Origin of the sequence: Pseudomonas sp. Ag1, from assembly GCF_000278565.1 — a bacterium.
Classification (GTDB): Bacteria; Pseudomonadota; Gammaproteobacteria; order Pseudomonadales; family Pseudomonadaceae; genus Aquipseudomonas.
Genome location: NZ_AKVH01000083.1, coordinates 1 through 22,761, shown reverse-complemented (window position 1 = coordinate 22,761; position 22,761 = coordinate 1). Strand labels below are relative to the sequence as shown.

Here is a 22,761-nt window from a genome sequence, read left to right as displayed (position 1 = left end):
TACATCCATGACAATGCGGTCAACTGTGGGAGCTGGCTTGCCTGCGATGCAGACGACGCGGTCCACCTGGAAACACGCAAAAAAAAGCGGAACCCGAAGGCTCCGCTTGTTCAAACCACCAACCCGGATCAGGCCAGCTTCTTGTGCCGTACACGATGCGGCTGGGCAGCAGCTTCGCCGAGGCGTTTCTTGCGATCGGCTTCGTATTCGGTGTAGTTGCCTTCGAAGAACACCGCCTGGGAGTCGTCTTCGTACGCCAGGATGTGAGTGGCCACGCGGTCAAGGAACCACCGATCGTGAGAGATCACAATGGCGGCGCCCGGGAAGTCCAGCAGGGCTTCTTCCAGGGAACGCAGGGTTTCAACGTCGAGGTCGTTTGACGGTTCGTCGAGCAGCAATACGTTGCCGCCTTCTTTCAGGGTCAGGGCCAGGTGCAAGCGACCGCGCTCACCACCGGACAGGTCCTTGACGAACTTCTGCTGGTCGCCGCCCTTGAAGTTGAAGCGACCCACGTAGGTGCGCGACGGGATTTCGTAGTTGCCGATACGGATCTGGTCGGAACCGTCGGAAATCTGCTGGAACACCGTCTTGCTGCCGTCGAGGTCGTCGCGGCTCTGGTCAACGCAAGCCAGCTGCACGGTTTCGCCGACTTCGATGGTGCCCGAGTCCGGTTGTTCCTTGCCCATCAGCATGCGGAACAGTGTGGATTTACCCGCACCGTTACCGCCGATCACGCCAACGATGGCGCCTTTTGGCATGGAGAACGACAGGTTGTCGATCAACACGCGGTCGCCGTAGCCCTTGCTGACGTTCTTGAACTCGATGACCTTGTCACCCAGGCGCGGACCGGCCGGGATGTAGATTTCGTTGGTCTCGGAACGCTTCTGGAATTCCTGGGACTGCATCTCTTCGAAACGCGCCAGACGGGCCTTGGATTTCGACTGACGCGCCTTGGCGCCTTTACGCACCCATTCCAGCTCGTCTTTCATGGCCTTTTCATGGGCCGACTGTTGCTTGGATTCGGCGGCCAGACGGTCGGACTTGGCTTCCAGCCAACCGGAGTAGTTGCCCTCGTAAGGGATACCGGCGCCACGGTCGAGCTCGAGGATCCAGCCAGCAACGTTGTCCAGGAAGTACCGGTCGTGCGTGATCGCAACCACGGTGCCCGGGAAGTCGTGCAGGAAATGCTCCAGCCAGGCGACGGAATCGGCGTCCAGGTGGTTGGTCGGTTCGTCGAGCAGCAGCATGTCGGGGGCCGACAGCAGCAGGCGGCACAGGGCCACACGACGCTTTTCACCACCGGACAGGTGTTCAACCTTGGCGTCCCACGCCGGCAGGCGCAGCGCGTCGGCGGCGACTTCCAGCTGGCGGTCCAGGTTGTGACCGTCGGCCGCTTGCAGGATGGCTTCGAGCTTGGCCTGTTCTGCCGCCAGTTTGTCGAAGTCGGCGTCTTCTTCAGCGTAGGCCGCGTAGACCTCGTCCAGGCGGGCCTGGGCGTTCTTGATCACGCTGACCGCTTCCTCGACCACTTCACGCACGGTCTTGGTCGGGTCCAGGATAGGTTCCTGTGGCAGGTAGCCGATGTTCAGGTCGGGCATCGGGCGGGCTTCGCCGTCGAACTCGGTGTCGACGCCGGCCATGATTTTCAACAGGGTGGATTTACCCGAACCGTTGAGGCCGAGCACGCCGATCTTGGCGCCCGGGAAGAAGGACAGAGAAATGTTTTTCAGGATTTCCCGCTTCGGCGGAACAACTTTTCCCAGCCGATGCATGGTGAAGACGTATTGAGCCATGGTGAACCTAGCGTCAGTGACTGATGAATTAAGCGGGCGAAACCCGTGCCAGGCCATGCGCCGCGCGGGCCGTTGATGTCTATCAATGCCTGCGTGCGGTAGATGCCTGATTGTCTGGGGCTGGAACGCCCTCGCGTAACCGGCAAAGCTACCTGAATGCGGGTGGGCAGTCCAGCCAGGCGGGGCTGGCACTTTGCCACAACACAAGGCATGCTAGCCGCCCTCCGGGCGTCCGGCTTATAGTGCACGTCGCGCGCCAGTCCAGCCAAACCGCAGGATCACAGTTTGTCCAACGTAACGCCGCCAACTCCCCTGCGCGCCGCTCATATAGCGCCGGGAGCGCCCCTGCACGGAACCCTGAAGGGCGCATTGGCGACGCTGGTCCTGTTGCTGCTCGCGTTATTGTTCTGGCAACTGCTGGACCAGTTGCAGCAAAACCAGAAAAACCAGCAGCAATACACCATCGACTACAGCGCCGACCTGGCCGAACAGATCAGCTTGAACATGGCCCTCAGTGCGCAGATTGCGCTGAACCTGCTGCCGATCGTCGAACCGCCGCGGGACGCCGAACAGCAACAAATCCTGATGCGCACCTTGCAACGCTCCTTGCCGGAGTTGCGCAGCGTCGCCCTGCTCGCCCCCAGCGGCGCGATGATCAGTGACAGCGCCAGCGACAGCCAGGACAGCGCCTGGCTCGAAGAACTGGTCAAGCGCAGCCACGCCCAGTCCTATTACCTGAGCAACAACAACGACGGCACCGTCATCTACCTGCTGCTGCACCAGCCCAGCGGCGGCACCAAGATGTACTGGGCCTTGCGCCTGGCCCCCAATTACCTGGCCAACCTGACCCGCCAGGATGGCCAGGGCCAGCGCCCGATGTGGGTCATCGAAAACCGCCTGAACCACCGGGTGGTCAGCCGTGACAGCGGGATGCCGGCCCAATGGGCCACCGCGTTGACCCCGGACGAGTTGAACAAAAGTGTACTGGTCACGCCCCTGAGCAAGAGCGACTGGCAACTGCGCGGCCTGTTCGACCGCGCCGCCGTGCTGGAGCAACTGCTGCCAGCCTTTATCGGCAAATGCCTGTTGGGCCTGGCCTTCTCGCTGATCCCGGTGATCGTGCTGCTGAACATGCGCCGCCGCCAGCGCCAGGTGCACGAGGGGCGCCGGCGCTACCAGGATATTTTCGAAGGCACCGGCGTGGCGCTGTGCGTGCTCGACCTGTCGGGCCTGCGCGCGTTCTTCGATAGAGCCCGACTGCAAACCCGCGAGCAGTTGCAACAGTTGCTGCAAGACAACCCGGAACAGCGCCAGCAACTGCTCAAGGAACTGCGCATCACCGAGGTCAACCAGGTGGCGGTGCGCTTGCTGAATGTTGCCTCTTGCGAGCAGGCCTGGGAACGCCTGATCGACGCCTGCCCGTCGAGCCCGACCGCCATCGGCAACCAGGTGATCGACGCGGTGCTGACCCAGCAGAAGCAGCTTGAACTGGAAATCCAGCTCAGCGATATCGAAGGCAACGACCAATACCTGTGGCTGGTGATGCGCCTGCCGGAACAGCAGGACGACTTCAAGGCCGTGATCCTGAGCATCAGCGACATCACCAGCCGCAAGCTGATCGAGTTGTCACTGGTGGAGCGCGAGAGTTTCTGGTCGGACGTGGTGCGCACCGTGCCCGATCACCTGTATGTGCAGGACGTGATCAGCCAGCGGATGATTTTCAGCAACCACCACCTGGGCCACACCCTGGGCTACAACAAGCCCGAGCTGCAGCAGATGGGCGAGTACTTCTGGGAGATCCTGCTGCACCCCGAAGACGCCGAGCGCTACCACGACCTGCGCCTGCAACAGCGCCAGGCCGGCTACCTGAGCCAGTTGCAGTGCCAGTTGCGCTTTCGCCACCGCAACAACCAATGGCGGCGCTTCGACATCCGCGAACAGGCCCTGGCCCGTGACAAGACTGACCAGGTGACGCGCATCATCGGCGTGGCCAAGGACATTACCGACCAGATCGAAGCCAGTGAATCCCTGCGTGACAGCAAACAGCGCTACCGCATGCTGGCGGAAAGCATCAGCGACGTAATCTTCTCCACCGACAGCAAGCTGGCCCTCAACTACGTCAGCCCTTCGGTGAACGCGGTGCTGGGCTATGACGTCGACTGGATCTTCGAAAACGGCTGGCAATCGACCATCGCCAACCCGCAGCAACTGACCGGTATCTACTCCCTGGTGGAGCAAGTCAGCCGCGCCCTGGACCAACCCGAATCCCTCGCGGCCTTGCGCAACGACGTGCAGACCCAACTGTTCCTGTTCGACTGCCTGCGGGCCGACGGGCGCAAGATCCCCATCGAACTGCGCCTGGTGCTGGTGTGGGACGAACACGGCGCGTTCGAGGGCATCCTTGGCGTGGGTCGCGATATCAGCCAGCAGCGCCGTGCGGAAAAAGACCTGCGCATGGCGGCCACGGTATTCGAACACTCCACCTCGGCGATCCTGATCACCGACCCGGCCGGCTACATCGTGCAGGCCAACGAGGCGTTCAGCCGGGTCAGCGGTTATGCGGTGGCGGACGTGCTCGACCAGTTGCCGAACATGCTCACCGTCGACGAACAGCAGGAAGCCCACCTGCGCTACGTGCTCAAGCAATTGCACCAGCACAGCACCTGGGAAGGCGAAGTGTGGCTCAAGCGCCGCAACGGCGAGCATTACCCGGCCTGGGTCGGAATTACTGCCGTGTTCGATGACGAAGGCGACCTGGCCAGCTACGTGTGCTTCTTCAGCGACATCAGCGAGCGCAAGGCCAGCGAGCAGCGCATCCACCGCCTGGCCTACTACGACGCCCTGACCCACCTGCCCAACCGCACGCTGTTCCAGGACCGCCTGCACACCGCGCTGCAATCGGCGGAACGGCAGAAGTCGTGGGTGGTGTTGATGTTCCTCGACCTAGACCGCTTCAAGCCGATCAACGACTCCCTGGGCCACGCCGCCGGCGACCGCATGCTCAAGGAAATGGCCACCCGCCTGCTGGGCTGCGTCGCCGAAGACGACACCGTGGCGCGCATGGGTGGCGACGAGTTCACCTTGCTGCTGCAACCGCGGGTCAACCGTGAGATGGCGCTGAACCGGGCGATTCACGTGGCCGAGCAGATTCTGGCCAGCCTGGTGAAGCCGTTTGTGCTGGAGGGCCGCGAGTTCTTCGTCACCGCCAGTATCGGCATCGCCCTGAGCCCGCAGGACGGCAACGAACTCAGCCAGTTGATGAAAAACGCCGACACGGCGATGTACCACGCCAAGGAGCGGGGCAAGAACAACTTCCAGTTCTACCAGGCCGATATGAACGCCAGCGCCCTGGAACGCCTGGAGCTGGAAAGCGACCTGCGCCACGCCCTGGAACAGAACGAATTCGTGCTGTATTACCAGCCGCAGTTCAGCGGCGACGGCAAACGTTTGACCGGCGCCGAAGCCCTGCTGCGCTGGCGCCATCCGCGTCGCGGGCTGGTGCCGCCGGGGGACTTCATCCCGGTGCTGGAGGAGTTGGGGCTGGTGGTGGACGTGGGTGACTGGGTGATCAGCGAAGCCTGCCGCCAACTCAAGACCTGGCACCAGAACAAGGTGCGGGTACCCAAGGTCTCGGTCAACATTTCGGCCCGGCAGTTCTCCGACGGGCAACTGGGCGAGCGCATCGCCACTATCCTCAAGGACACCGGCCTGCCGCCGGCGTGCCTGGAGCTGGAGCTGACCGAAAGTATCCTGATGCGCGAGGTCAACGAAGCGATGCAGATCCTCGCCAGCCTGAAAAACCTCGGCCTGAGCATAGCGGTAGATGACTTCGGCACCGGTTATTCATCGCTGAACTACCTCAAGCAGTTCCCCATCGACGTGCTGAAGATCGACCGCACCTTTGTCGACGGCCTGCCGTCGGGCGAGCAGGATGCGCAGATTGCCCGGGCGATTATCGCCATGGCCCACAGCCTGAACCTGGCGGTGATCGCCGAGGGTGTGGAAACCCATGAGCAGCTGGACTTCCTGCGGGAGCACGGTTGCGATGAGGTGCAGGGCTACCTGTTCGGGCGACCGATGCCGGCGAACCGGTTTGAGGCGCAGTTCAGCAATGATGCGCTGTTCATGTTCGACTGAAATCCTCAGGTGATGCGGATGGCCTCTTCGCGAGCAAGCCCGCTCCCACATTCGACCGTATTCCACCTGAAGGAACCCGATTGAATGTGGGAGCAGGCTTGCTCGCGAAGGGGCCCGAACAAACACCACCTATCCCCAGATGAGCCCCGCTTGTCCGCGACATGATGTCCTTTCATATGCCATCTAAAACCCATTGGGTTAGAATGCGCTTCTTTTCTGCCCCCGATCCTTGAGGACCGCCATGTTCAGCCGTGATTTGACTATTGCCAAGTACGACGCCGATCTCTTTGCCGCCATGGAGCAAGAAGCTCAGCGCCAGGAAGAGCACATTGAGCTGATCGCTTCGGAAAACTACACCAGCCCCGCCGTGATGGAGGCTCAAGGTTCGGTTCTGACCAACAAGTACGCCGAAGGCTATCCGGGCAAGCGCTACTACGGCGGTTGCGAGTTCGTCGACATCGTTGAGCAACTGGCCATCGACCGCGCCAAGGAACTGTTCGGCGCCGATTACGCCAACGTCCAGCCACACGCCGGCTCCCAAGCCAACAGCGCCGTGTACCTGGCCCTGCTGCAAGCGGGCGACACCATCCTGGGCATGAGCCTGGCCCACGGCGGTCACCTGACCCACGGCGCCAGCGTTTCCTCCTCCGGCAAGCTGTACAACGCCGTTCAGTACGGCATCGACGGCAACGGCCTGATCGACTACGACGAAGTCGAGCGCCTGGCCGTTGAGCACAAGCCAAAAATGATCGTGGCCGGTTTCTCTGCCTACTCGCAGATCCTGGATTTCCCACGCTTCCGCGAAATCGCTGACAAGGTCGGCGCCTACCTGTTCGTCGACATGGCCCACGTGGCCGGTCTGGTCGCCGCTGGCGTCTACCCGAACCCGGTGCCGTTCGCTGACGTCGTGACCACCACCACCCACAAGACCCTGCGCGGTCCACGTGGCGGCCTGATCCTGGCTCGCGCCAACGCCGAGATCGAGAAGAAGCTGAACTCCGCCGTATTCCCGGGCGGCCAGGGTGGCCCGCTGGAGCACGTGATCGCCGCCAAAGCGATCTGCTTCAAGGAAGCGCTGCAGCCTGAGTTCAAGACCTACCAGCAGCAAGTGGTGAAAAACGCCAAGGCCATGGCCGGCGTGTTCATCGAGCGTGGTTTTGACGTGGTGTCCGGCGGTACTGAGAACCACCTGTTCCTGCTGTCGCTGATCAAGCAGGACATCTCCGGTAAAGACGCTGACGCCGCTCTGGGCAAAGCCTTCATCACCGTGAACAAGAACTCGGTACCGAACGACCCACGTTCGCCGTTCGTCACCTCCGGCCTGCGCTTCGGCACCCCGGCTGTGACCACTCGTGGCTTCAAGGAAGCAGAGTGCAAGGAACTGGCTGGCTGGATCTGCGACATCCTGGCTGACCTGAACAACGAAGCAGTGATTGACGCTGTGCGTGAGAAGGTCAAGGCCATCTGCAAGAAGCTGCCGGTATACGGCGCTTGATTGCAGTTGCTTGAATGAAAAGCCCGGCTCTTGAGCCGGGCTTTTTTATGCCTGAAAACGCTGCTTTCTCAATTTGAAATGACATCAAATGTGGGAGCGGGCTTGCTCGCGAAAGCGCTGTGTCAGTTGATGCATGGGCTGACTGATACACCGCTTTCGCGAGCAAGCCCGCTCCCACATTTTGACTGCGTTTCAAGTCAGGATTGGTAAACCCGCGCAAAGCCTTCGCGAATCTTCTCTTCCGGCAACTCGTCAGCAATAAACACAATCACACTTTCCCGCGCTTCGCCTTCGGCCCATTCGGTGTCCCAATCGAACCCGTAGAGCTTCAGCACGCCTTGGAACACCATGCGCCGGTCTTCCCCGGCAATGTTCAGCACGCCTTTGTAGCGCAGCAATTGCTTGCCGTGGTCTTCCAGCAGCTCGTTCATGAACTCGCTGAGTTTGTCGATATCCAGCGGCTGGTCAGTGCGCAGCACCAGGCTGGAAATACGGTCGATGGACGGCGCCTGGCTCACCGGGCGCAGGCTCATGCCGGCGTTGAGGTTGAAGCCGCGCACATCCAGCAGTTCGGCGAGGTCGATCTTGCCGTGTTCCACCACACGAATCGGCGCCCGGCGGTTGATACGAGTCAGGCGCTCGCTGAGGGCGTCGAAGGTGGCATCGTCCACCAGGTCGCGCTTGCTCACCAGCAGGCGGTCGGCAAACCCGATCTGCGCCTGGGCGATGGTCTGGGTCAGGTGGTGCTCCGCGTGGGCCGCGTCCACCAGGGTGATGATACCGTCGAGGATGTAGCGCTCGCGCAGTTCTTCATCGATGAAAAAGGTCTGGGCCACGGGGGCCGGGTCGGCCAGGCCGGTGCACTCGATCACCAGGCGGTCGAACGCGATCTCGCCGCTGTCCAGGCGCTCCAGCAACAGGTACAGGGCCTTGGTCAGGTCAGTGTGGATGGTGCAGCACACGCAGCCATTGGACAGAGTCATGACTTGCACCGGCTCGCTGCCCAGCAATTGGGTGTCGATACCGGCGTCGCTGAATTCATTTTCGATCACGGCGATTTTCAAGCCGTGCTCGGCCTTGAGCAGGTGACGCAACAAGGTGGTCTTGCCAGCGCCGAGGAAGCCGCTGAGGACGGTGACGGGAATGGGAGAGGACAAAGAATTCTCCTTGAAGAAACACAAAACAAATGTGGGAGCGGGCTTGCTCGCGAAGGCGGCGTGTCAGTCAGCACAGGCATCACTGAAAGACCGCCTTCGCGAGCAAGCCCGCTCCCACAAGGGATCACCGCAGCCCGAACTACCGGGCTAGCAGCACTTGGGCCCACCCTTGCCGCCGTAACGGGCCTCCTGGCGTTCCCGGAAGAACGCCTTGTAGTCCATCATCGGTTTGTCCGGGTGTTTGGTTTGCATATGCTCGACGTAGGTGTCGTAGTCGGGCATGCCGACCATCAGGCGCGCGGCCTGACCGAGGTATTTACCGAGGCGACTGATGTCATTGAACATGATTGCAATCCTCTATCAAGCGTCCGGGATGGCCTGGTATGGCGCTTCTTTATCCGTACGTTCCTTTTTGCCCCAGGCAGCAATGCCGACCTTGAGCGCATAGAACAGGATGCTGAAGACCACGAACAGGAACAGCGCCGTCAGCGTTGCGTTGGTGTAGGCGTTCCAGATCACGTGTTGCATCTGGTCGATGCTCTTGGCCGGTGCGAGGATCTGGCCGCCGGCCAGGGCATCGCTGTATTTCTTGGCCAGCGACAGGAAGCCGATCGCCGGGTTGGCGTCGAACAGCTTGATGAAGCCTGCGGTCACGGTGCAGATCAGCAGCCATACGGCTGGCAGCATGGTCACCCAGATGTAGCGCTGGCGTTTCATTTTGATCAGCACAACCGTGGCGAGCATCAGCGCGATACCGGCCAGCATCTGGTTGGAGATACCGAACAGCGGCCACAAGGTGTTGATGCCGCCCAGTGGGTCGATCACGCCCTGGTACAGCAGGTAACCCCACATCGCCACGCAACCTGCGGTGGCGATCAGGTTGGCCGTCCAGGACTCGGTACGCTTGAGCGCCGGCACGAAGGAGCCGAGCAAATCCTGCAGCATGAAGCGACCGGCACGGGTACCGGCGTCGACCGCAGTCAGGATGAACAGCGCTTCGAACAGGATCGCAAAGTGGTACCAGAACGCCATGGTGTTTTCACCCGGCAGGACGCTGTGCAGGATCTGCGCGATACCCACCGCCAGGGTCGGCGCACCACCGGCACGGGCCAGGATGGTGGACTCACCAATGTCATGGGCCACCGCCTGCAACGCTTCCGGGGTAATTGCAAAACCCCAGCTGCTGACGGTTTGCGCCACAGCCACCACGTCACCGCCGACAATCGCGGCCGGGCTGTTCATGGCGAAGTACACCCCTGGCTCGATCACCGAAGCGGCAACCATCGCCATGATGGCCACGAACGACTCCATCAACATGCCGCCGTAGCCGATGTAACGGGCGTGCCCTTCACTGGCCAGCAACTTGGGCGTGGTGCCCGAGGAGATCAGTGCGTGGAAACCCGAGACCGCGCCACAGGCGATGGTGATGAACAGGAACGGGAACAGGCCGCCCTTCCACACCGGGCCGGTGCCATCGATGAACTGGGTCAGCGCCGGCATTTTCAGGTCGGGCATGGTCACCAGGATGCCAATCGCCAGGGCGATGATGGTGCCGATTTTCAGGAAAGTAGACAGGTAGTCCCGTGGTGCGAGGATCAGCCACACTGGCAACACGGCAGCCACGAAGCCATAACCCACCAGCATCCAGGTGATCTGGATGCCGGTGAAGCTGAAGGCCTTGGCCCACACCGGGTCAGCGGCAATCTGCCCGCCCAGCCAGATCGAACCCAGCAGCAACAGCACGCCGACAATCGAGATTTCACCGATGCGGCCCGGGCGGATGTAGCGCATGTAGATGCCCATGAACATCGCGATCGGGATGGTTGCCATCACCGTGAAGATGCCCCACGGGCTTTCGGCCAGGGCCTTGACCACGATCAGCGCCAGCACCGCGAGGATGATGATCATGATCAGGAAGCAGCCGAACAGCGCGATGGTCCCGGGCACACGGCCCATTTCTTCGCGGACCATGTCCCCCAGGGAACGGCCGTTGCGACGAGTGGACAGGAACAGGACCATGAAGTCCTGCACCGCCCCGGCCAGCACCACGCCGGCGATCAGCCACAACGTGCCGGGCAGGTAGCCCATCTGCGCCGCCAGTACCGGGCCGACCAAAGGCCCTGCGCCGGCGATTGCCGCGAAGTGGTGACCAAAAAGGATGTGTTTGTTGGTCGGCACATAGTCCAGACCGTCGTTGTTCAGCACAGCGGGGGTAGCCCGCAGTGGATCGAGCTGCATCACATGGTTAGCGATGAACAGACTGTAGTAACGGTAAGCAACCAGATAAATGGCCACTGCTGCGACCACGATCCACAAGGCGTTGATCGCCTCGCCGCGGCGCAAGGCCACTACGCCCAGGGCGCACGCTCCTACGATTGCCAGCAGCAGCCAGGGTAGATGGCGTAGCAGGCTATTATTATTTTTCATTTTTATATTCCAGCCAGGGTGGACAGAAAGACAGCCATCCCGAGTTTAGCGCTACTGGCCTTAAAGGCCACCCCCCTACGTTGGTCTAGAGCCTTGCCGGGGCAAAAAAAGCAGAAAAAACCGCCCCATGATGGCGCACGGCTACAATTCCTTTATCCACAGAGGGTTTCACCATGAGCGAACAGCCTTCAGACCGACGCCGTTTCCGACGCATTGCCTTCGACGCCAGGACCGAGCTCACGCAAGACGGCCGTGTCTGGCCGGTGCAATTGGTAGATTTGTCGCTCAAGGGCTTGCTGGTGCAACGGCCGCAAGAATGGCACGGCCATCGCTACGAATCGTTCGATGTGGACATTCATCTGGACGCCGAGACCGACGTGAAGATGCAGGTGCGGCTGACCCACGACGATCATGGGCAGCTCGGCTTTGTGTGCGAACACATCGACCTCGACTCCATCAGCCACCTGCGGCGGATAATCGAGCTGAACCTGGGCGATCAGGAAGAACTGGAGCGGGAATTCGCCGCCTTGCTGGAGATCTGAGCATGTGGGAGCTGGCTTGCCTGTGATGGCGGTGTGTCAGTTTGCATATCAATCAGCTGATACACCGCCATCGCGGGCAAGCCCGGCTCCCACAAGGGGGATGTGTGGCTGGCGACTATTCGAACAGGGCATCCAGCGCCTGCTCCAGGCGCGTTACCCCGATCACTTGCAGCCCCGGTGGCATTTCTTTCGGCGCATTGCCCTTGGGCACGATGGCGCGCTTGAAGCCATGCTTGGCCGCTTCCTTCAGGCGCTCCTGGCCGCTGGGCACCGGGCGCACTTCACCCGACAGGCCCACTTCGCCAAACACCAGCAAGTCATGGGGCAACGGCCGGTTGCGCAGGCTGGACATCACCGCCGCCATCAACGCCAGGTCAGACGCGGTTTCCAGCACCTTGACCCCGCCCACCACGTTGAGGAACACGTCCTGGTCATGGGTGGGAATGCCGCCGTGGCGGTGCAATACCGCCAGCAACATCGCCAGCCGGTTCTGGTCCAGGCCCAGGGTGACACGACGCGGGTTGGCCAAGTGGCTGTCGTCCACCAGCGCCTGGACTTCCACCAGCATCGGTCGGGTGCCTTCCCACGTTGCCATCACCACACTGCCCGGGACTTCTTCCTGGGCGCGGGTAAGAAAAATCGCTGACGGGTTGGAGACTTCTTTCAAGCCCCGGTCAGTCATGGCGAACACACCCAACTCGTTGACCGCGCCAAAACGGTTCTTCACCGCCCGCAGCAAACGCAACCGCCCGTCGGACTCGCCTTCGAAATACAGCACGGTGTCGACCATGTGTTCCAGCACTCGTGGGCCGGCCAGCGCGCCTTCTTTCGTCACGTGGCCCACCAGGAAAATCGCCGTACCGCTCTGTTTTGCATAGCGCACCAGCAGCGCGGCACTTTCCCGCACCTGGGACACGCCACCCGGTGCCGATTGCAGTTGCTCGGTGAAAATCGTCTGGATCGAATCGATCACCATCACCTTGGGCTTTTCCAGGCGCGCGGTGGCGATGATGCTTTCGATGCAGGTTTCGGTCATCACCCGCAGTTGGTCCTGAGGCAAGCCCAGGCGGCGCGCACGCATGGCCACCTGCTGCTGGGATTCTTCGCCGGTGACATACAACGCCGGCATGCGGCTGGCGATGCTGCACAGGGTTTGCAGCAGGATCGTGGATTTACCGATGCCCGGGTCACCGCCGATCAGTACCACCGAACCATCCACCAGGCCGCCGCCCAGCACCCGGTCCAGTTCACCGGAAGCGGTGGAGAAACGCGGGATTTCTTCGACGCTGACTTCGGCCAGGGTCTTGATCTGGGTTTGTTGCCCGGTCCAGCCGGAACGGCCGCTGGGGGCCACGGCGCCGCCGCTCTCGATCATGGTTTCGGTCAGGGTGTTCCACGCACCGCATTCCGTGCACTGGCCGGCCCACTTGGGAAAGGTCGCGCCGCACTCCGTGCAGCCATACATGCGCTTGGCCTTTGCCATTTGAGAACCTCCAACCGAAAAACCGCGATGATAGCTCAGCGCGGCGCCGGGGTACGGATTTCACCGCTGGCCAAACGTGAAGCGCTGTTACCGATCGGGTCTTCGGCATTCAGATCGGCGCCCTTGGCTTTCAGTTCATCCAGCAGTTCCACGCGCTTGAACAGCCCGGCATACATGGCCGCCGTTTGTCCGGCGCCGTTGCGCTGGTCGGGGTTGCAGTCGGTGGCGAGCAGGCGCTGGGCGATTTTCAGCTCACCCTTGAAGATCGCGCCCATCAAGGCGGTGTTGCCGCGTTTGTCCTGCACGCAGGCATCGGCGCCGGCGGCGAGCAATCGGTCCACGTAGGCACTTTCACCGTGATAGGCGGCGAGAATCAGCGCCGTGTAGCCTTTTTCATCCTGGGTGTTCAGCGAATAGCCGGATTCGATGAAGGTGTTGAGCATTTCCACGTCGCCACGGCGGGCGGCGTCGAAGTAGTAATCCTGCAGTTGTGCCTTAAGCGCGGCCGGGTCAGCTTGTTCGGCCAATACGCTGAACGACAAACACGCAAGGACAGCGCCTATAAAGATTCGCATGGCAAATTCTCAGTGATGTGCCACCTGTAGGAGCCGGCTTGCCGGCGATGGCGTACTTGTGGGCGTTATCGCCGGCAAGCCGGCTCCTACAGGGAGCGTGGGCGGTTAGTCGGTCAGCTTTTCGGCCAATGCCTTGACGCGGGCCAGGTCGCCCTTGGCCACTTTGGTCACGCCGGTGCCGTACTCCGGATCCGCCTTGTAGAGGAACGACAGGATGATGTGCTTGCTCTCGTCATCGGTGGTGGCCAGGGAGCCGCCGAAGTTGTCGATCAAGTCCTGACGCTCTTTCTTGTTGAACGAGCGGTACAGGTCGCCGGCCTGCTTGAAGTTCTGCTCACGCTGGATCTTCGCTTGCTGGGTACTGCCCGACAGGGCCGACTGGCTGTACCGCGCGGTTTGCGGCTCTTCCCGTGGCAGCAGGCGGCTTGGCTGGTAGTTCACGCCAGTGGTGGTCTTGCCGAAGTTCATGGCGCCATCCTGATTGCCGTTGTTGACGGTCACCCGGGGTGCATTGATCGGCAGTTGCAGGGCGTTTGGCCCCAGGCGGTACATTTGCGTATCGGCATAGGAGAACACCCGGCCTTGCAGCAGGCGGTCTTCCGACGGCTCGATGCCCGGCACCAGGTTGGCCGGCGCCATGGCGACTTGCTCGGTTTCCTGGAAGACGTTGGCCGGGTTACGGTTCAGCACCATCTGCCCGACTTTGCGCTCCGGTACGTCCGGCCAGATCTTGGTGGCATCCAACGGGTCGAAATCAAACTTGGCCAGGTCTTCCGGTTTCAGCACTTGCACATACAGGTCCCACTTGGGGAAGTCGCCCTTATTGATGTGCGTGACCAAATCATTGGTCATATGGCTGTAGTCGCGGCCCTGTACTTCAGTCACTTGTTTAGGATCGAGGTTCTTGATGCCTTGCAGGCTCTTCCAGTGGAACTTGACGTAGTGCACTTCGCCCTTGGCGTTAATCAACTTGTAGGCATGTACACCGTTACCGTCCATTTCCCGGTAACTGGCTGGAGTACCGGAGTCCGAGTACAACTCGGTCAACGTACGAGTGGACTCCGGAACATGGGAGAAGAAGTCAAAGCGACGGGAATCATCGTCCAGGTTAGTGCGCGGATCTGGTTTAAAGGCGTGAACCATGTCCGGAAACTTGATCGCATCGCGAATAAAGAACGTCGGGAAGTTATTACCGACCAGGTCCCAATTACCTTCGGCGGTGTAGAACTTGGTGGCGAAGCCGCGCGGGTCACGCAGGGTTTCCGGCGAATGGTTGCCGTGAACGACCGCAGAGAAGCGCACAAATACCGGCGTGGCTTCGCCGGCGGCAAACACCTTGGCCTTGGTCAGGTCGCTGAGGTTATCGGTGACGGTGAAAGTACCGTGAGCGCCGGTGCCACGGGCGTGCACAACGCGCTCCGGAATACGCTCGCGATCAAAGCGCTGCAACTTCTGGATCAGTTGCACGTCTTGCAACAGGACCGGGCCATTCGCACCGGCGGTTTGCGAGTTCTGATTGTCACCGACCGCCGCGCCATTATCGCGCGTGAGGTTGGCGGCGTGTACGGACAGCGAAAGAAGACTGGCGCTCACTGCAAACAGCACCTGTCGCGCAGAAATAGGCCCGCGGCTAATAGGGTTTTTCATCGAGGTATCCTCTGGTTTTTTTAGTGCACATTGAGTTGTGCTTGCCAGAGGCTAGTGAGCCGCGAGTCAGAAGATAAGTAGAAAAGTCTTACCATGGCGATTGAAAAAATAGTGTGGTAACCCACTGAAATAGCGGGTATTCCGCGCGCGATTGGTGGCACTTTGCAAACTATTTGCGATTTAATGTGTCGATAAAAACGGACACTGTTAGCAGTTGTGTCGAGCAAGCCTCGCCACACTGTCTTACACTGGCTTCTACCTCCTCATCTGTAACAAGGAATAACCTATGGGCGTGTTAAGTGAGTTCAAGGCCTTCGCGGTCAAAGGTAATGTGGTCGACATGGCGGTCGGTATTATCATCGGCGCCGCCTTCGGCAAAATTGTTTCATCCTTTGTAGGCGACGTGGTGATGCCACCTATCGGCCTGTTGATCGGGGGTGTCGACTTCGGCGACCTGGCCGTAACGCTTAAAGCCGCCCAGGGCGATGCGCCGGCCGTCGTACTGGCGTACGGCAAGTTCATCCAGAGCGTGATCGACTTTGTGATCGTTGCGTTTGCGATCTTCATGGGCGTGAAGGCCATCAACCGCCTGAAGCGTGAAGAGGCCGTGGCACCTAGCCTGCCGCCGGTCCCGACCAAGGAAGAAGTGCTGCTGGGGGAGATCCGCGATCTGCTCAAGGCACAGAACAGCAAGCCCGAGTAAGCTCGGCAAAAAGTAAAGGCGCCTGCAGGGCGCCTTTGTTTTACCAGTAGTTTTCTACCGCGACCTGCCCCGGACGGCGGGTCAGGCTCAGTTGCATGTCGCGCTGTTTCAGCAACTGACGCGTGTCGTCGATCATCTGCGGATTGCCGCAAATCATCACCCTGGAATGGTCGGGGGTCAGCTCGATGCCTGCGGCGCGCTCCAATTCGCCGTTCTCGATCAGGGTGGTAATCCGCCCATTCAGCGCGCCCGGATGTTGCTCGCGGGTGACAATGGGAATGTAGGTGAGCTTGTGGGCGTATTCTGCCAGGTACTCACGTTCGCCCAGTTCATGGATCAACGACTGGTAAGCCAGCTCCCTTGCTTCGCGGGCACTATAGACGAGGATAATCCGCTCGAATTTCTCCCACACTTCGAAGTCCTGCAGGATCGAGAGAAACGGCGCAATACCGGTCCCGGTGCCCAGCAGCCACAGATCGCGACCATCCACAAACCGGTCCAGGGTCAAAAAGCCCGTGGCCTGGCGCTCCACCAGCAAGGTATCGCCTTCCCGCAGGCGGCTCAGCTCACTGGTGAACTCACCGCCCGGCACCACGATGGAAAAGAAGTCCAGGTATTCATCAAAGGGCGAGGACACCACCGAATAAGCACGCCACACAATGCCGCCATCGGCCTTGGTCACCCCAAGACGCACGAATTGTCCGGCGCGAAAACGAAAACCAGGGTCTCGGGTAGTGCGCAGGGTAAACAGGCTGGGAGTCAGCGATTTCACGTCGAGCAGGGTCTGGCGGGTGTATTTTTCAGCACTGGCCGTCATGGGAAACTCCATTTGCAGAGGCCCCTAGTGTCCCCCAAAGCGCCGCCTGGAAACACCGATGGTTTGTGCTGGCATTGCCGCTGCCCATTGTGGCAACCGCTGGGCGGTACTAAATATTTGGCTATTAGTCGCCTTCCAACAAGCCATTAGATGAGGGAGTGCAACTAAATATTAACAAGGCGCATTTAGAGCAAGTTCTTAAAACTAATGGAAAAAAATCTTATCGAACGCCTGAAACCTGTACACCGTAGCCAGGTTGTACAAATGTTATTGGCCTAACGCCCGCTTGAACATAACTAAATTTTTATTTCGAGCTGTAGCCGTTGTCCTACACTATTTTTTCACGTTGTAACCGGGGGCCTTGGAAGTACCCCATGTAAAAACCGTTCGCATGGAGAGTTACCGATGGTCAACTGGCACAACACTCGCCTGCCCAAACTCGAAGGGGAAAGCGAAATAACCAGTATGTACGAAGCTGCCCTCAACCTTACCTACGAGCTTGGCTTCCAATACTGCGCATTCACCCTTAGTTCCCATCTACCCAACAACCAAACGAAAACTATCAACCTCAACAACTATTCCAATGAATGGAATACGCTGTACAGACAAGAGCACTACTTTGATCTCGACCCTGTGGTTGCGCATTGCAAACGCTCGGTTCTACCGATCGTATGGGACGAGAAAACCTTTTCTTCGGTACCGGACTTATGGGCCCATGCCCAGTCCAACGGACTGAATTTCGGATGGACCCAATCGGTTCATGACTTCCAGGGTGTTTTCAGCATGTTGAGCCTGGGGCGTGCCACCGGCCCAGTGGGCCCTGAAGAACTCTATGAAAAAGCCGGGCAAGTGCTCTGGATTTGCCACGCCATGCACGCGGTGGTGGCCAAAAAATACGCAGACAATCCCAGCCCGCAAGCGCCCAGCAAATTGACCCCGCGGGAAACCGAAATCCTGCAATGGTCGGCCTTGGGCAAGACCGCCTCGGACATCGCCACCATCCTGTGCCTGTCCGAACGCACGGTCGGCTTCCATATCAGCAGTGCGATGAAGAAACTGGGGGTCAGTAACAAGATTGCCGCAGTGATCACGGCAGTCAAATGCGGGTTGTTTTAAACACCGCATGTAATCCAGGGGAAAAAAACGTAACATTTGCGGCCAGTTCCGGGTGATGACGCGAGCCCCTGATGCGCCTCGCGTCGCCGCTCACCCCGATGGTTCGCTTACCCAGAGTCTCCCCCTCCATGCCCCTGCTCGACAGCCCCTTCGCCCAACTCGACCTGATCCGTCAGCCAGAACAGCACAACGACCCGCTGCAAGCGTTTGACGCAGCCGATGAGTATTTGCTCAGCTACCTGGCGGAACAACAGCTGACGACGGCGACCCGCGTACTCGTGCTCAACGACAGTTTCGGCGCACTGGCGGCCAGCCTCGAAGGGCATGTGCAGGTCACCTCCAGTGGTGACTCGTTCCTCGGCGCCCTGGGCCTGGAGAAAAACCTGGCGCGCAACGGCAAGGCTTTCGACGCGGTAACGTTCCTGCCCGCCAGCCAGACACCTGCCGGGCCGTTCGACCGGGTACTGATCCGCGTGCCGAAAACCCTGGCCCTGCTCGAAGAACAACTGATTCGCCTGCAAGGTCAACTGGCACCCGGCGCCGAAGTGATTGCCGGGGCGATGGTCAAGCACCTGCCACGGGCTGCCGGCGAACTGCTGGAGCGCTACATCGGCCCGATGCACGCCTCACTGGCGGTAAAAAAGGCCCGACTGCTGATCGCCACCCTGGCCGATCGGCCACACGTCGTATCGCCCTACCCTACGCGCTACAGCCTGGAAACCCCGGCCATCGAACTGCTCAACCACGCCAACGTGTTCTGCCGCGAAGGCCTGGACATCGGCACCCGGGCCTTCCTGCCGCACCTTCCGGCAAACCTGGGGGGCGCCCGGGTAGCAGACCTGGGCTGTGGCAACGGCGTACTGGCAATTGCCAGCGCGCTGCAGAATCCGCAGGCGCAGTACACGCTGGTCGACGAGTCTTATATGGCTGTGCAATCGGCCGCCGAGAACTGGCGCGCGGCACTGGGTGAGCGCGACGTGCTGATTCGCCCCGGCGACGGCCTGGCCGATCAGGAAGCGCAGTCACTGGATGTGGTGCTGTGCAACCCGCCGTTCCACCAGCAGCAAGTGGTGGGAGACTTCCTCGCCTGGCGCATGTTCCAGCAAGCGCGGGAAGCGTTGGTGGTGGGCGGCGCCCTGTACATCGTCGGCAACCGTCACTTGGGTTATCACACCAAGTTGGCGCGGTTGTTCCGTGGCGTCGAGCAAGTGGCGACCACGCCGAAGTTCGTGGTCCTCAAGGCGCGCAAATAAAAAAGCCCTCCATGAAGGAGGGCAATAGTTACAACGGGATGTCAGTGGGTGGTCAGGCCCGCGGCATTCATGAACATGCGCATCAGGCTGGCCACCACGAACAGGGCCAGGACGCTGCCGGTCCAGATCATCGCCAGCCAGCCCAGGCGCTGCCAGAGCGGCTTTTTCTCGGCCTGTTCGATGTCGTGCAACGAAGGTTTGCCGGACATGAGTCAATCCTCCTAGTGATAACCGTCTTCGTGGGTGACCTTGCCGCGGAACACGTAGTAGCTCCAGAAGGTGTAGCCCAGGATGAACGGAATGATGAACAAGGTGCCCACCAGCATGAAGCCCTGGCTTTGCGGCGGTGCGGCGGCGTCCCAGATCGAAACTGACGGCGGGATGATGTTCGGCCACAGGCTGATCCCCAAGCCACTGTAGCCAAGGAAGATCAGCACCAGCGTCAGCAGGAACGGCGTGTAGTGCGCATTGCGGGCCACGGCGCGAATCAGGCCGTACATGGTCACCAGCACCAGGATCGGCACCGGCAGGAACCAGAACAGGTTCGGCAGGGTGAACCAGCGCGAGGCGATTTCCGGGTGGGCCAGCGGCGTCCAGAGGCTGACGATACCGATCACCGCCAGCACCACGAAGGCCAGGGGCCGGGCCAGGTTGTGCATCTTCTCCTGCAAGCTGCCTTCGGTCTTCATGATCAGCCAGGTGCAGCCCAGCAGCGCATACGCCACGATCAAGGCCACGCCGCAGAACATCGTGAACGGCGTCAGCCAGTCCAGGGAGCCACCGGCAAACTGCCGGTCGACCACCGGGATGCCATCAATGAACGCCCCCAGCGCCACGCCCTGGAAGAACGTCGCTGCCAGCGAGCCGCCGATGAAGGCCTTGTCCCACAAGTGACGCTTGTCGTCCTTGGCCTTGAAGCGGAATTCAAACGCCACGCCACGAAAGATCAGCCCGATCAGCATCAGCATCAGTGGCAGGTACAGCGCCGAGAGCACCACCGAATAGGCCAGCGGGAACGCGCCAAACAACGCCGCGCCGCCGAGTACCAGCCAGGTTTCGTTGCCGTCCCACACGGGGGCGACGGTGTTCATCATCACGTCACGGTCGGTCTTGCCCGGGATGAACGGGAAGAGAATGCCGATCCCCAGGTCGAAGCCGTCCATGACCACGTACATCATGATGCCGAAGATGATGATCACGGCCCAGATCAGCGGAAGATCAATACCCATGGCTCAGTTCCCCTTGTTCAAGGTGTCGCCGTGATCGGCATCGGCACTGTCATCAGCCGCCGACAACGGACGCGCCGGTGTGCGTTTCTGCCCAGGGCCACCGTGAGTAGGCTCGGTGCTTTCGTGGGTCACAGGCCCTTTGCGCACCAGGCGCATCATGTAGCCCAGGCCCGCGCCGAACAGCGCGAAGTACACCACCACAAACAACACCAACGTAATGCTCATCTGCGCAAAACTGTGGTTGGACGAAGCGTCCGCCGTGCGCATCAGCCCGTAGACCACCCACGGCTGTCGGCCGATTTCGGTGGTGAACCAGCCGGCGAGAATCGCGATCAGGCCGGACGGGCCCATCCACAGCGCCAGGTACAGGAAAGGCTTGGACGTGTACATCTTGTCGCCACGGCGCAGCCAAAGGCTGAACAGGCCGGTGAAAATCATCAGGAAGCCCAGGCCCACCATGACCCGGAACGACCAGAACACGATGGTCGAGTTGGGACGGTCCTCAGGCGGAAACTCCTTGAGGGCCGGCACCTGCTTGTCCAGGGAGTGGGTCAGGATCAGGCTGCCCAGGTACGGAATTTCTACTGCGAACTTGGTTTTTTCAGCCTTCATGTCCGGCCAGCCGAACAGGATCAGCGGCGTGGGCTCGTTGCCGATATTTTCCCAGTGGCCTTCAATCGCGGCGATCTTCGCCGGTTGATGCTTGAGGGTATTCAGGCCGTGGAAGTCACCGATGACCGCCTGGATCGGTGCAACGATCAGCGCCATCCACATTGCCATCGACAGCATGGTGCGGATCGCCGGGTTGTCCTTGCCGCGCAGCAAGTGCCAGGCCGCCGAGGAGCCGACGAAGAACGCGGTAGCGACGAACGCGGCCGTGGCCATGTGCATCAGGCGGTAGGGGAACGACGGGTTGAAGATCACGGCCAGCCAGTCGGTTGGAATCACCCGGCCATCAATGATTTCAAAGCCCTGTGGCGTCTGCATCCAGCTGTTGGAGGCAAGAATCCAGAAAGTCGAGATCAGCGTGCCGACGGCCACCATCACCGTGGCAAAGAAGTGCAGCTTGCGTCCGACCTTGTTCCAGCCGAACAGCATGACCCCAAGGAAGCCGGCTTCGAGGAAGAACGCCGTGAGCACCTCATAAGTCAGCAACGGCCCGGTGACGGCACCGGCGAAGTCTGAGAAGCGGCTCCAGTTGGTGCCGAACTGATAGGCCATGACCAGGCCGGAGACCACGCCCATGCCGAAGTTGACGGCAAAGATCTTCGACCAGAAATGGTAGAGGTCACGGTAGGTGTCGTTGTGGGTCTTGAGCCACAGGCCTTCCAGCACCGCAAGGTAACTGGCCAGGCCGATGGTGATGGCCGGGAACAGGATATGGAATGAGATGGTGAACGCGAATTGAATTCGGGCGAGATCTAGCGCCTCCAAACCGAACATAAGTCTTCCTCTGTCAGGTAATACCGAATGCTGGCTGGAGGCCTGCACCCACTGCCCCCACGGATATGGAGTGTGGCGAATTCAAATTCGTTTCTTTTTATAACCAACCACGCAGGGATTCTGGCCTTGCGGCCGCCAGAGCAATCCCGGCGAAGGTTTTGATCTGGGTCAAGCATTGCTGAAAGAGTAGTCCCATTTTCGCGAGAGCAAGGCGTGGTCTTTTGCCGCGTGACAGGTTGCCTCAGTGGTCACTGGGTGTTGTCTTTGGTGAGATTGGGCGTGTTTTGGGTGTATATCCGTTATTTGGGTGATGGCTGGTATTGGTTCCGCTCTTACAGCGGCTCACTTTTGAAAAGCGCAAAAGTAAGCAAAACGCTCTTGCCCCACCACTCGGCACCTCGCCCAGGCTCGGTGTGCCCTCACTCCGGCTTTGGACCGTGGGCCGCCGTCATGGGCCATCCYTGGCCCAGGACGGCTAACCCGGCGTCCTGCCGGGTTACCCACGCTCCAAAGCCTGCGTTCGGCCAGCGTGRTTTAACGGGGCGCCCAAGATCAAGATCAAAAGCAGATCAAGAGCACAGCGGCCTMCCGGCCGGCTTGAGTGTTGAAGAGCAAAAGCCAAATCAAAAKCTAAAGCGGGCACGGTCAMAAATGTGGGAGCGGGCTTGCTCGCGAAGGTCGTTAACGATGACGCGGGCATTCTGRATGAACGCGGCGCTCTCAGGTTTTTCGCGAGCAAGCCCGCTCCCACAGAAAAGCAGATCTGTTTTCGCTCTGGTYTTTGCTTTTGCTTTTAACACTCAAGCCGGCCGGGAGGCCGCTGTGCTTTTGCTTTTGATCTTAGGCACCCCGTCAACCACGATGGCCGGAGTGCGGGCATGCCGAGCCTAAGCGAGGCACCGAGTGGTGGGGCAAAGACCTTTTGGTTACTTTTGGCTGGGCCG

The 22,761-nt window shown here is 60.4% G+C and carries 17 protein-coding genes; 6 read left to right on the top strand and 11 right to left on the bottom strand.

What is annotated here, in order from left to right:
* Window positions 1-128 precede the first annotated feature (128 nt).
* Entirely contained in the window at window positions 129-1,793 is a 1,665-nt protein-coding gene (gene ettA, locus A462_RS24155) for an energy-dependent translational throttle protein EttA (protein ID WP_008432827.1), read from the bottom strand.
* A gap of 285 nt (window positions 1,794-2,078) precedes the next feature.
* Here ettA and A462_RS24160 point away from each other — a divergent pair, with 285 nt between their 5' ends.
* Together A462_RS24160 and glyA are read left to right on the top strand one after the other, a co-directional pair.
* Window positions 2,079-5,930: a bifunctional diguanylate cyclase/phosphodiesterase gene (locus tag A462_RS24160; RefSeq protein WP_032899047.1), complete on the top strand. Its 3,852-nt coding sequence runs from the start codon at window positions 2,079-2,081 to the stop codon at window positions 5,928-5,930.
* Window positions 5,931-6,171: 241 nt separating this feature from the next.
* The gene (gene glyA / locus A462_RS24165; protein WP_008432824.1) at window positions 6,172-7,425 is read left to right on the top strand and encodes a serine hydroxymethyltransferase; all 1,254 of its coding nucleotides are present in this window, start codon (window positions 6,172-6,174) and stop codon (window positions 7,423-7,425) included.
* Between the two features lie 197 nt (window positions 7,426-7,622).
* Here the strand turns inward: glyA and yjiA are convergent, their stop codons facing one another.
* The 3 genes from yjiA to A462_RS24180 all read right to left on the bottom strand — a co-directional run bounded on the left by yjiA (window position 7,623) and on the right by A462_RS24180 (window position 11,009).
* A complete protein-coding gene (gene yjiA, locus A462_RS24170; protein ID WP_003215828.1) occupies window positions 7,623-8,582 on the bottom strand; it encodes a GTPase in 960 nt (319 codons plus the stop codon).
* A 147-nt stretch (window positions 8,583-8,729) separates the two neighbouring features.
* Window positions 8,730-8,927, bottom strand: a complete 198-nt coding sequence (locus A462_RS24175; RefSeq protein WP_003176208.1) for a YbdD/YjiX family protein — start codon at window positions 8,925-8,927, stop codon at window positions 8,730-8,732.
* A 15-nt stretch (window positions 8,928-8,942) separates the two neighbouring features.
* Entirely contained in the window at window positions 8,943-11,009 is a 2,067-nt protein-coding gene (locus tag A462_RS24180; RefSeq protein WP_003215826.1) for a carbon starvation CstA family protein, read from the bottom strand.
* 173 nt (window positions 11,010-11,182) lie between these two features.
* Here A462_RS24180 and A462_RS24185 point away from each other — a divergent pair, with 173 nt between their 5' ends.
* Window positions 11,183-11,551 (top strand): PilZ domain-containing protein, encoded by a 369-nt coding sequence (locus A462_RS24185; RefSeq protein WP_008432822.1) that lies wholly within the window; start codon window positions 11,183-11,185, stop codon window positions 11,549-11,551.
* A 115-nt stretch (window positions 11,552-11,666) separates the two neighbouring features.
* Here the strand turns inward: A462_RS24185 and radA are convergent, their stop codons facing one another.
* From radA to katB, 3 genes are all read right to left on the bottom strand, one after another.
* Window positions 11,667-13,034 carry a DNA repair protein RadA gene (radA, locus tag A462_RS24190; RefSeq protein WP_003215821.1) on the bottom strand — a complete coding sequence of 456 codons (1,368 nt, stop codon included), beginning with the start codon at window positions 13,032-13,034 and terminating at the stop codon, window positions 11,667-11,669.
* A gap of 35 nt (window positions 13,035-13,069) precedes the next feature.
* Entirely contained in the window at window positions 13,070-13,609 is a 540-nt protein-coding gene (locus tag A462_RS24195) for an ankyrin repeat domain-containing protein (RefSeq protein ID WP_008432819.1), read from the bottom strand.
* A 105-nt stretch (window positions 13,610-13,714) separates the two neighbouring features.
* On the bottom strand, window positions 13,715-15,256 hold the full coding sequence (gene katB, locus A462_RS24200) for a catalase KatB (protein WP_003215817.1): 1,542 nt from the start codon (window positions 15,254-15,256) through the stop codon (window positions 13,715-13,717).
* A 286-nt stretch (window positions 15,257-15,542) separates the two neighbouring features.
* Between katB and mscL the strand changes: the two genes are divergently transcribed.
* Entirely contained in the window at window positions 15,543-15,959 is a 417-nt protein-coding gene (gene mscL, locus A462_RS24205) for a large-conductance mechanosensitive channel protein MscL (protein WP_003215816.1), read from the top strand.
* Between the two features lie 40 nt (window positions 15,960-15,999).
* Here the strand turns inward: mscL and A462_RS24210 are convergent, their stop codons facing one another.
* Window positions 16,000-16,776 carry a ferredoxin--NADP reductase gene (locus A462_RS24210; RefSeq protein ID WP_008432814.1) on the bottom strand — a complete coding sequence of 259 codons (777 nt, stop codon included), beginning with the start codon at window positions 16,774-16,776 and terminating at the stop codon, window positions 16,000-16,002.
* 405 nt (window positions 16,777-17,181) lie between these two features.
* On the opposite strand from A462_RS24210, the gene A462_RS24215 reads away from it, so the two are divergent.
* Window positions 17,182-17,892, top strand: a complete 711-nt coding sequence (locus tag A462_RS24215; RefSeq protein ID WP_003215813.1) for a helix-turn-helix transcriptional regulator — start codon at window positions 17,182-17,184, stop codon at window positions 17,890-17,892.
* Window positions 17,893-18,020: 128 nt separating this feature from the next.
* On the top strand, window positions 18,021-19,145 hold the full coding sequence (locus A462_RS24220) for a methyltransferase (protein ID WP_008432813.1): 1,125 nt from the start codon (window positions 18,021-18,023) through the stop codon (window positions 19,143-19,145).
* A gap of 41 nt (window positions 19,146-19,186) precedes the next feature.
* On the opposite strand, the gene A462_RS33145 is transcribed toward A462_RS24220, so the two are convergent.
* From A462_RS33145 to A462_RS24230, 3 genes are read right to left on the bottom strand one after another with little or no spacing between them, the layout of a single operon-like run.
* A complete protein-coding gene (locus tag A462_RS33145; protein ID WP_003215809.1) occupies window positions 19,187-19,354 on the bottom strand; it encodes a DUF2474 domain-containing protein in 168 nt (55 codons plus the stop codon).
* A gap of 12 nt (window positions 19,355-19,366) precedes the next feature.
* Window positions 19,367-20,374 carry a cytochrome d ubiquinol oxidase subunit II gene (gene cydB / locus A462_RS24225; protein ID WP_008432810.1) on the bottom strand — a complete coding sequence of 336 codons (1,008 nt, stop codon included), beginning with the start codon at window positions 20,372-20,374 and terminating at the stop codon, window positions 19,367-19,369.
* 3 nt (window positions 20,375-20,377) lie between these two features.
* Window positions 20,378-21,817 (bottom strand): cytochrome ubiquinol oxidase subunit I, encoded by a 1,440-nt coding sequence (locus tag A462_RS24230; RefSeq protein WP_008432808.1) that lies wholly within the window; start codon window positions 21,815-21,817, stop codon window positions 20,378-20,380.
* Between the last annotated feature and the right edge of the window lie 944 nt (window positions 21,818-22,761).

Excerpts from the sequence above, each read along its gene's own strand:
- ettA (WP_008432827.1), bottom strand. The coding sequence starts at position 1,793 with ATGGCTCAATACGTCTTCACCATGCATCGGCTGGGAAAAGTTGTTCCG.
- glyA (WP_008432824.1), top strand. The coding sequence starts at position 6,172 with ATGTTCAGCCGTGATTTGACTATTGCCAAGTACGACGCCGATCTCTTT.
- A462_RS24175 (WP_003176208.1), bottom strand. The coding sequence starts at position 8,927 with ATGTTCAATGACATCAGTCGCCTCGGTAAATACCTCGGTCAGGCCGCG.
- A462_RS24180 (WP_003215826.1), bottom strand. The coding sequence starts at position 11,009 with ATGAAAAATAATAATAGCCTGCTACGCCATCTACCCTGGCTGCTGCTG.
- A462_RS24185 (WP_008432822.1), top strand. The coding sequence starts at position 11,183 with ATGAGCGAACAGCCTTCAGACCGACGCCGTTTCCGACGCATTGCCTTC.
- radA (WP_003215821.1), bottom strand. The coding sequence starts at position 13,034 with ATGGCAAAGGCCAAGCGCATGTATGGCTGCACGGAGTGCGGCGCGACC.
- A462_RS24195 (WP_008432819.1), bottom strand. The coding sequence starts at position 13,609 with ATGCGAATCTTTATAGGCGCTGTCCTTGCGTGTTTGTCGTTCAGCGTA.
- katB (WP_003215817.1), bottom strand. The coding sequence starts at position 15,256 with ATGAAAAACCCTATTAGCCGCGGGCCTATTTCTGCGCGACAGGTGCTG.
- mscL (WP_003215816.1), top strand. The coding sequence starts at position 15,543 with ATGGGCGTGTTAAGTGAGTTCAAGGCCTTCGCGGTCAAAGGTAATGTG.
- A462_RS24210 (WP_008432814.1), bottom strand. The coding sequence starts at position 16,776 with ATGACGGCCAGTGCTGAAAAATACACCCGCCAGACCCTGCTCGACGTG.
- A462_RS24215 (WP_003215813.1), top strand. The coding sequence starts at position 17,182 with ATGGTCAACTGGCACAACACTCGCCTGCCCAAACTCGAAGGGGAAAGC.
- A462_RS24220 (WP_008432813.1), top strand. The coding sequence starts at position 18,021 with ATGCCCCTGCTCGACAGCCCCTTCGCCCAACTCGACCTGATCCGTCAG.
- A462_RS33145 (WP_003215809.1), bottom strand. The coding sequence starts at position 19,354 with ATGTCCGGCAAACCTTCGTTGCACGACATCGAACAGGCCGAGAAAAAG.
- cydB (WP_008432810.1), bottom strand. The coding sequence starts at position 20,374 with ATGGGTATTGATCTTCCGCTGATCTGGGCCGTGATCATCATCTTCGGC.
- A462_RS24230 (WP_008432808.1), bottom strand. The coding sequence starts at position 21,817 with ATGTTCGGTTTGGAGGCGCTAGATCTCGCCCGAATTCAATTCGCGTTC.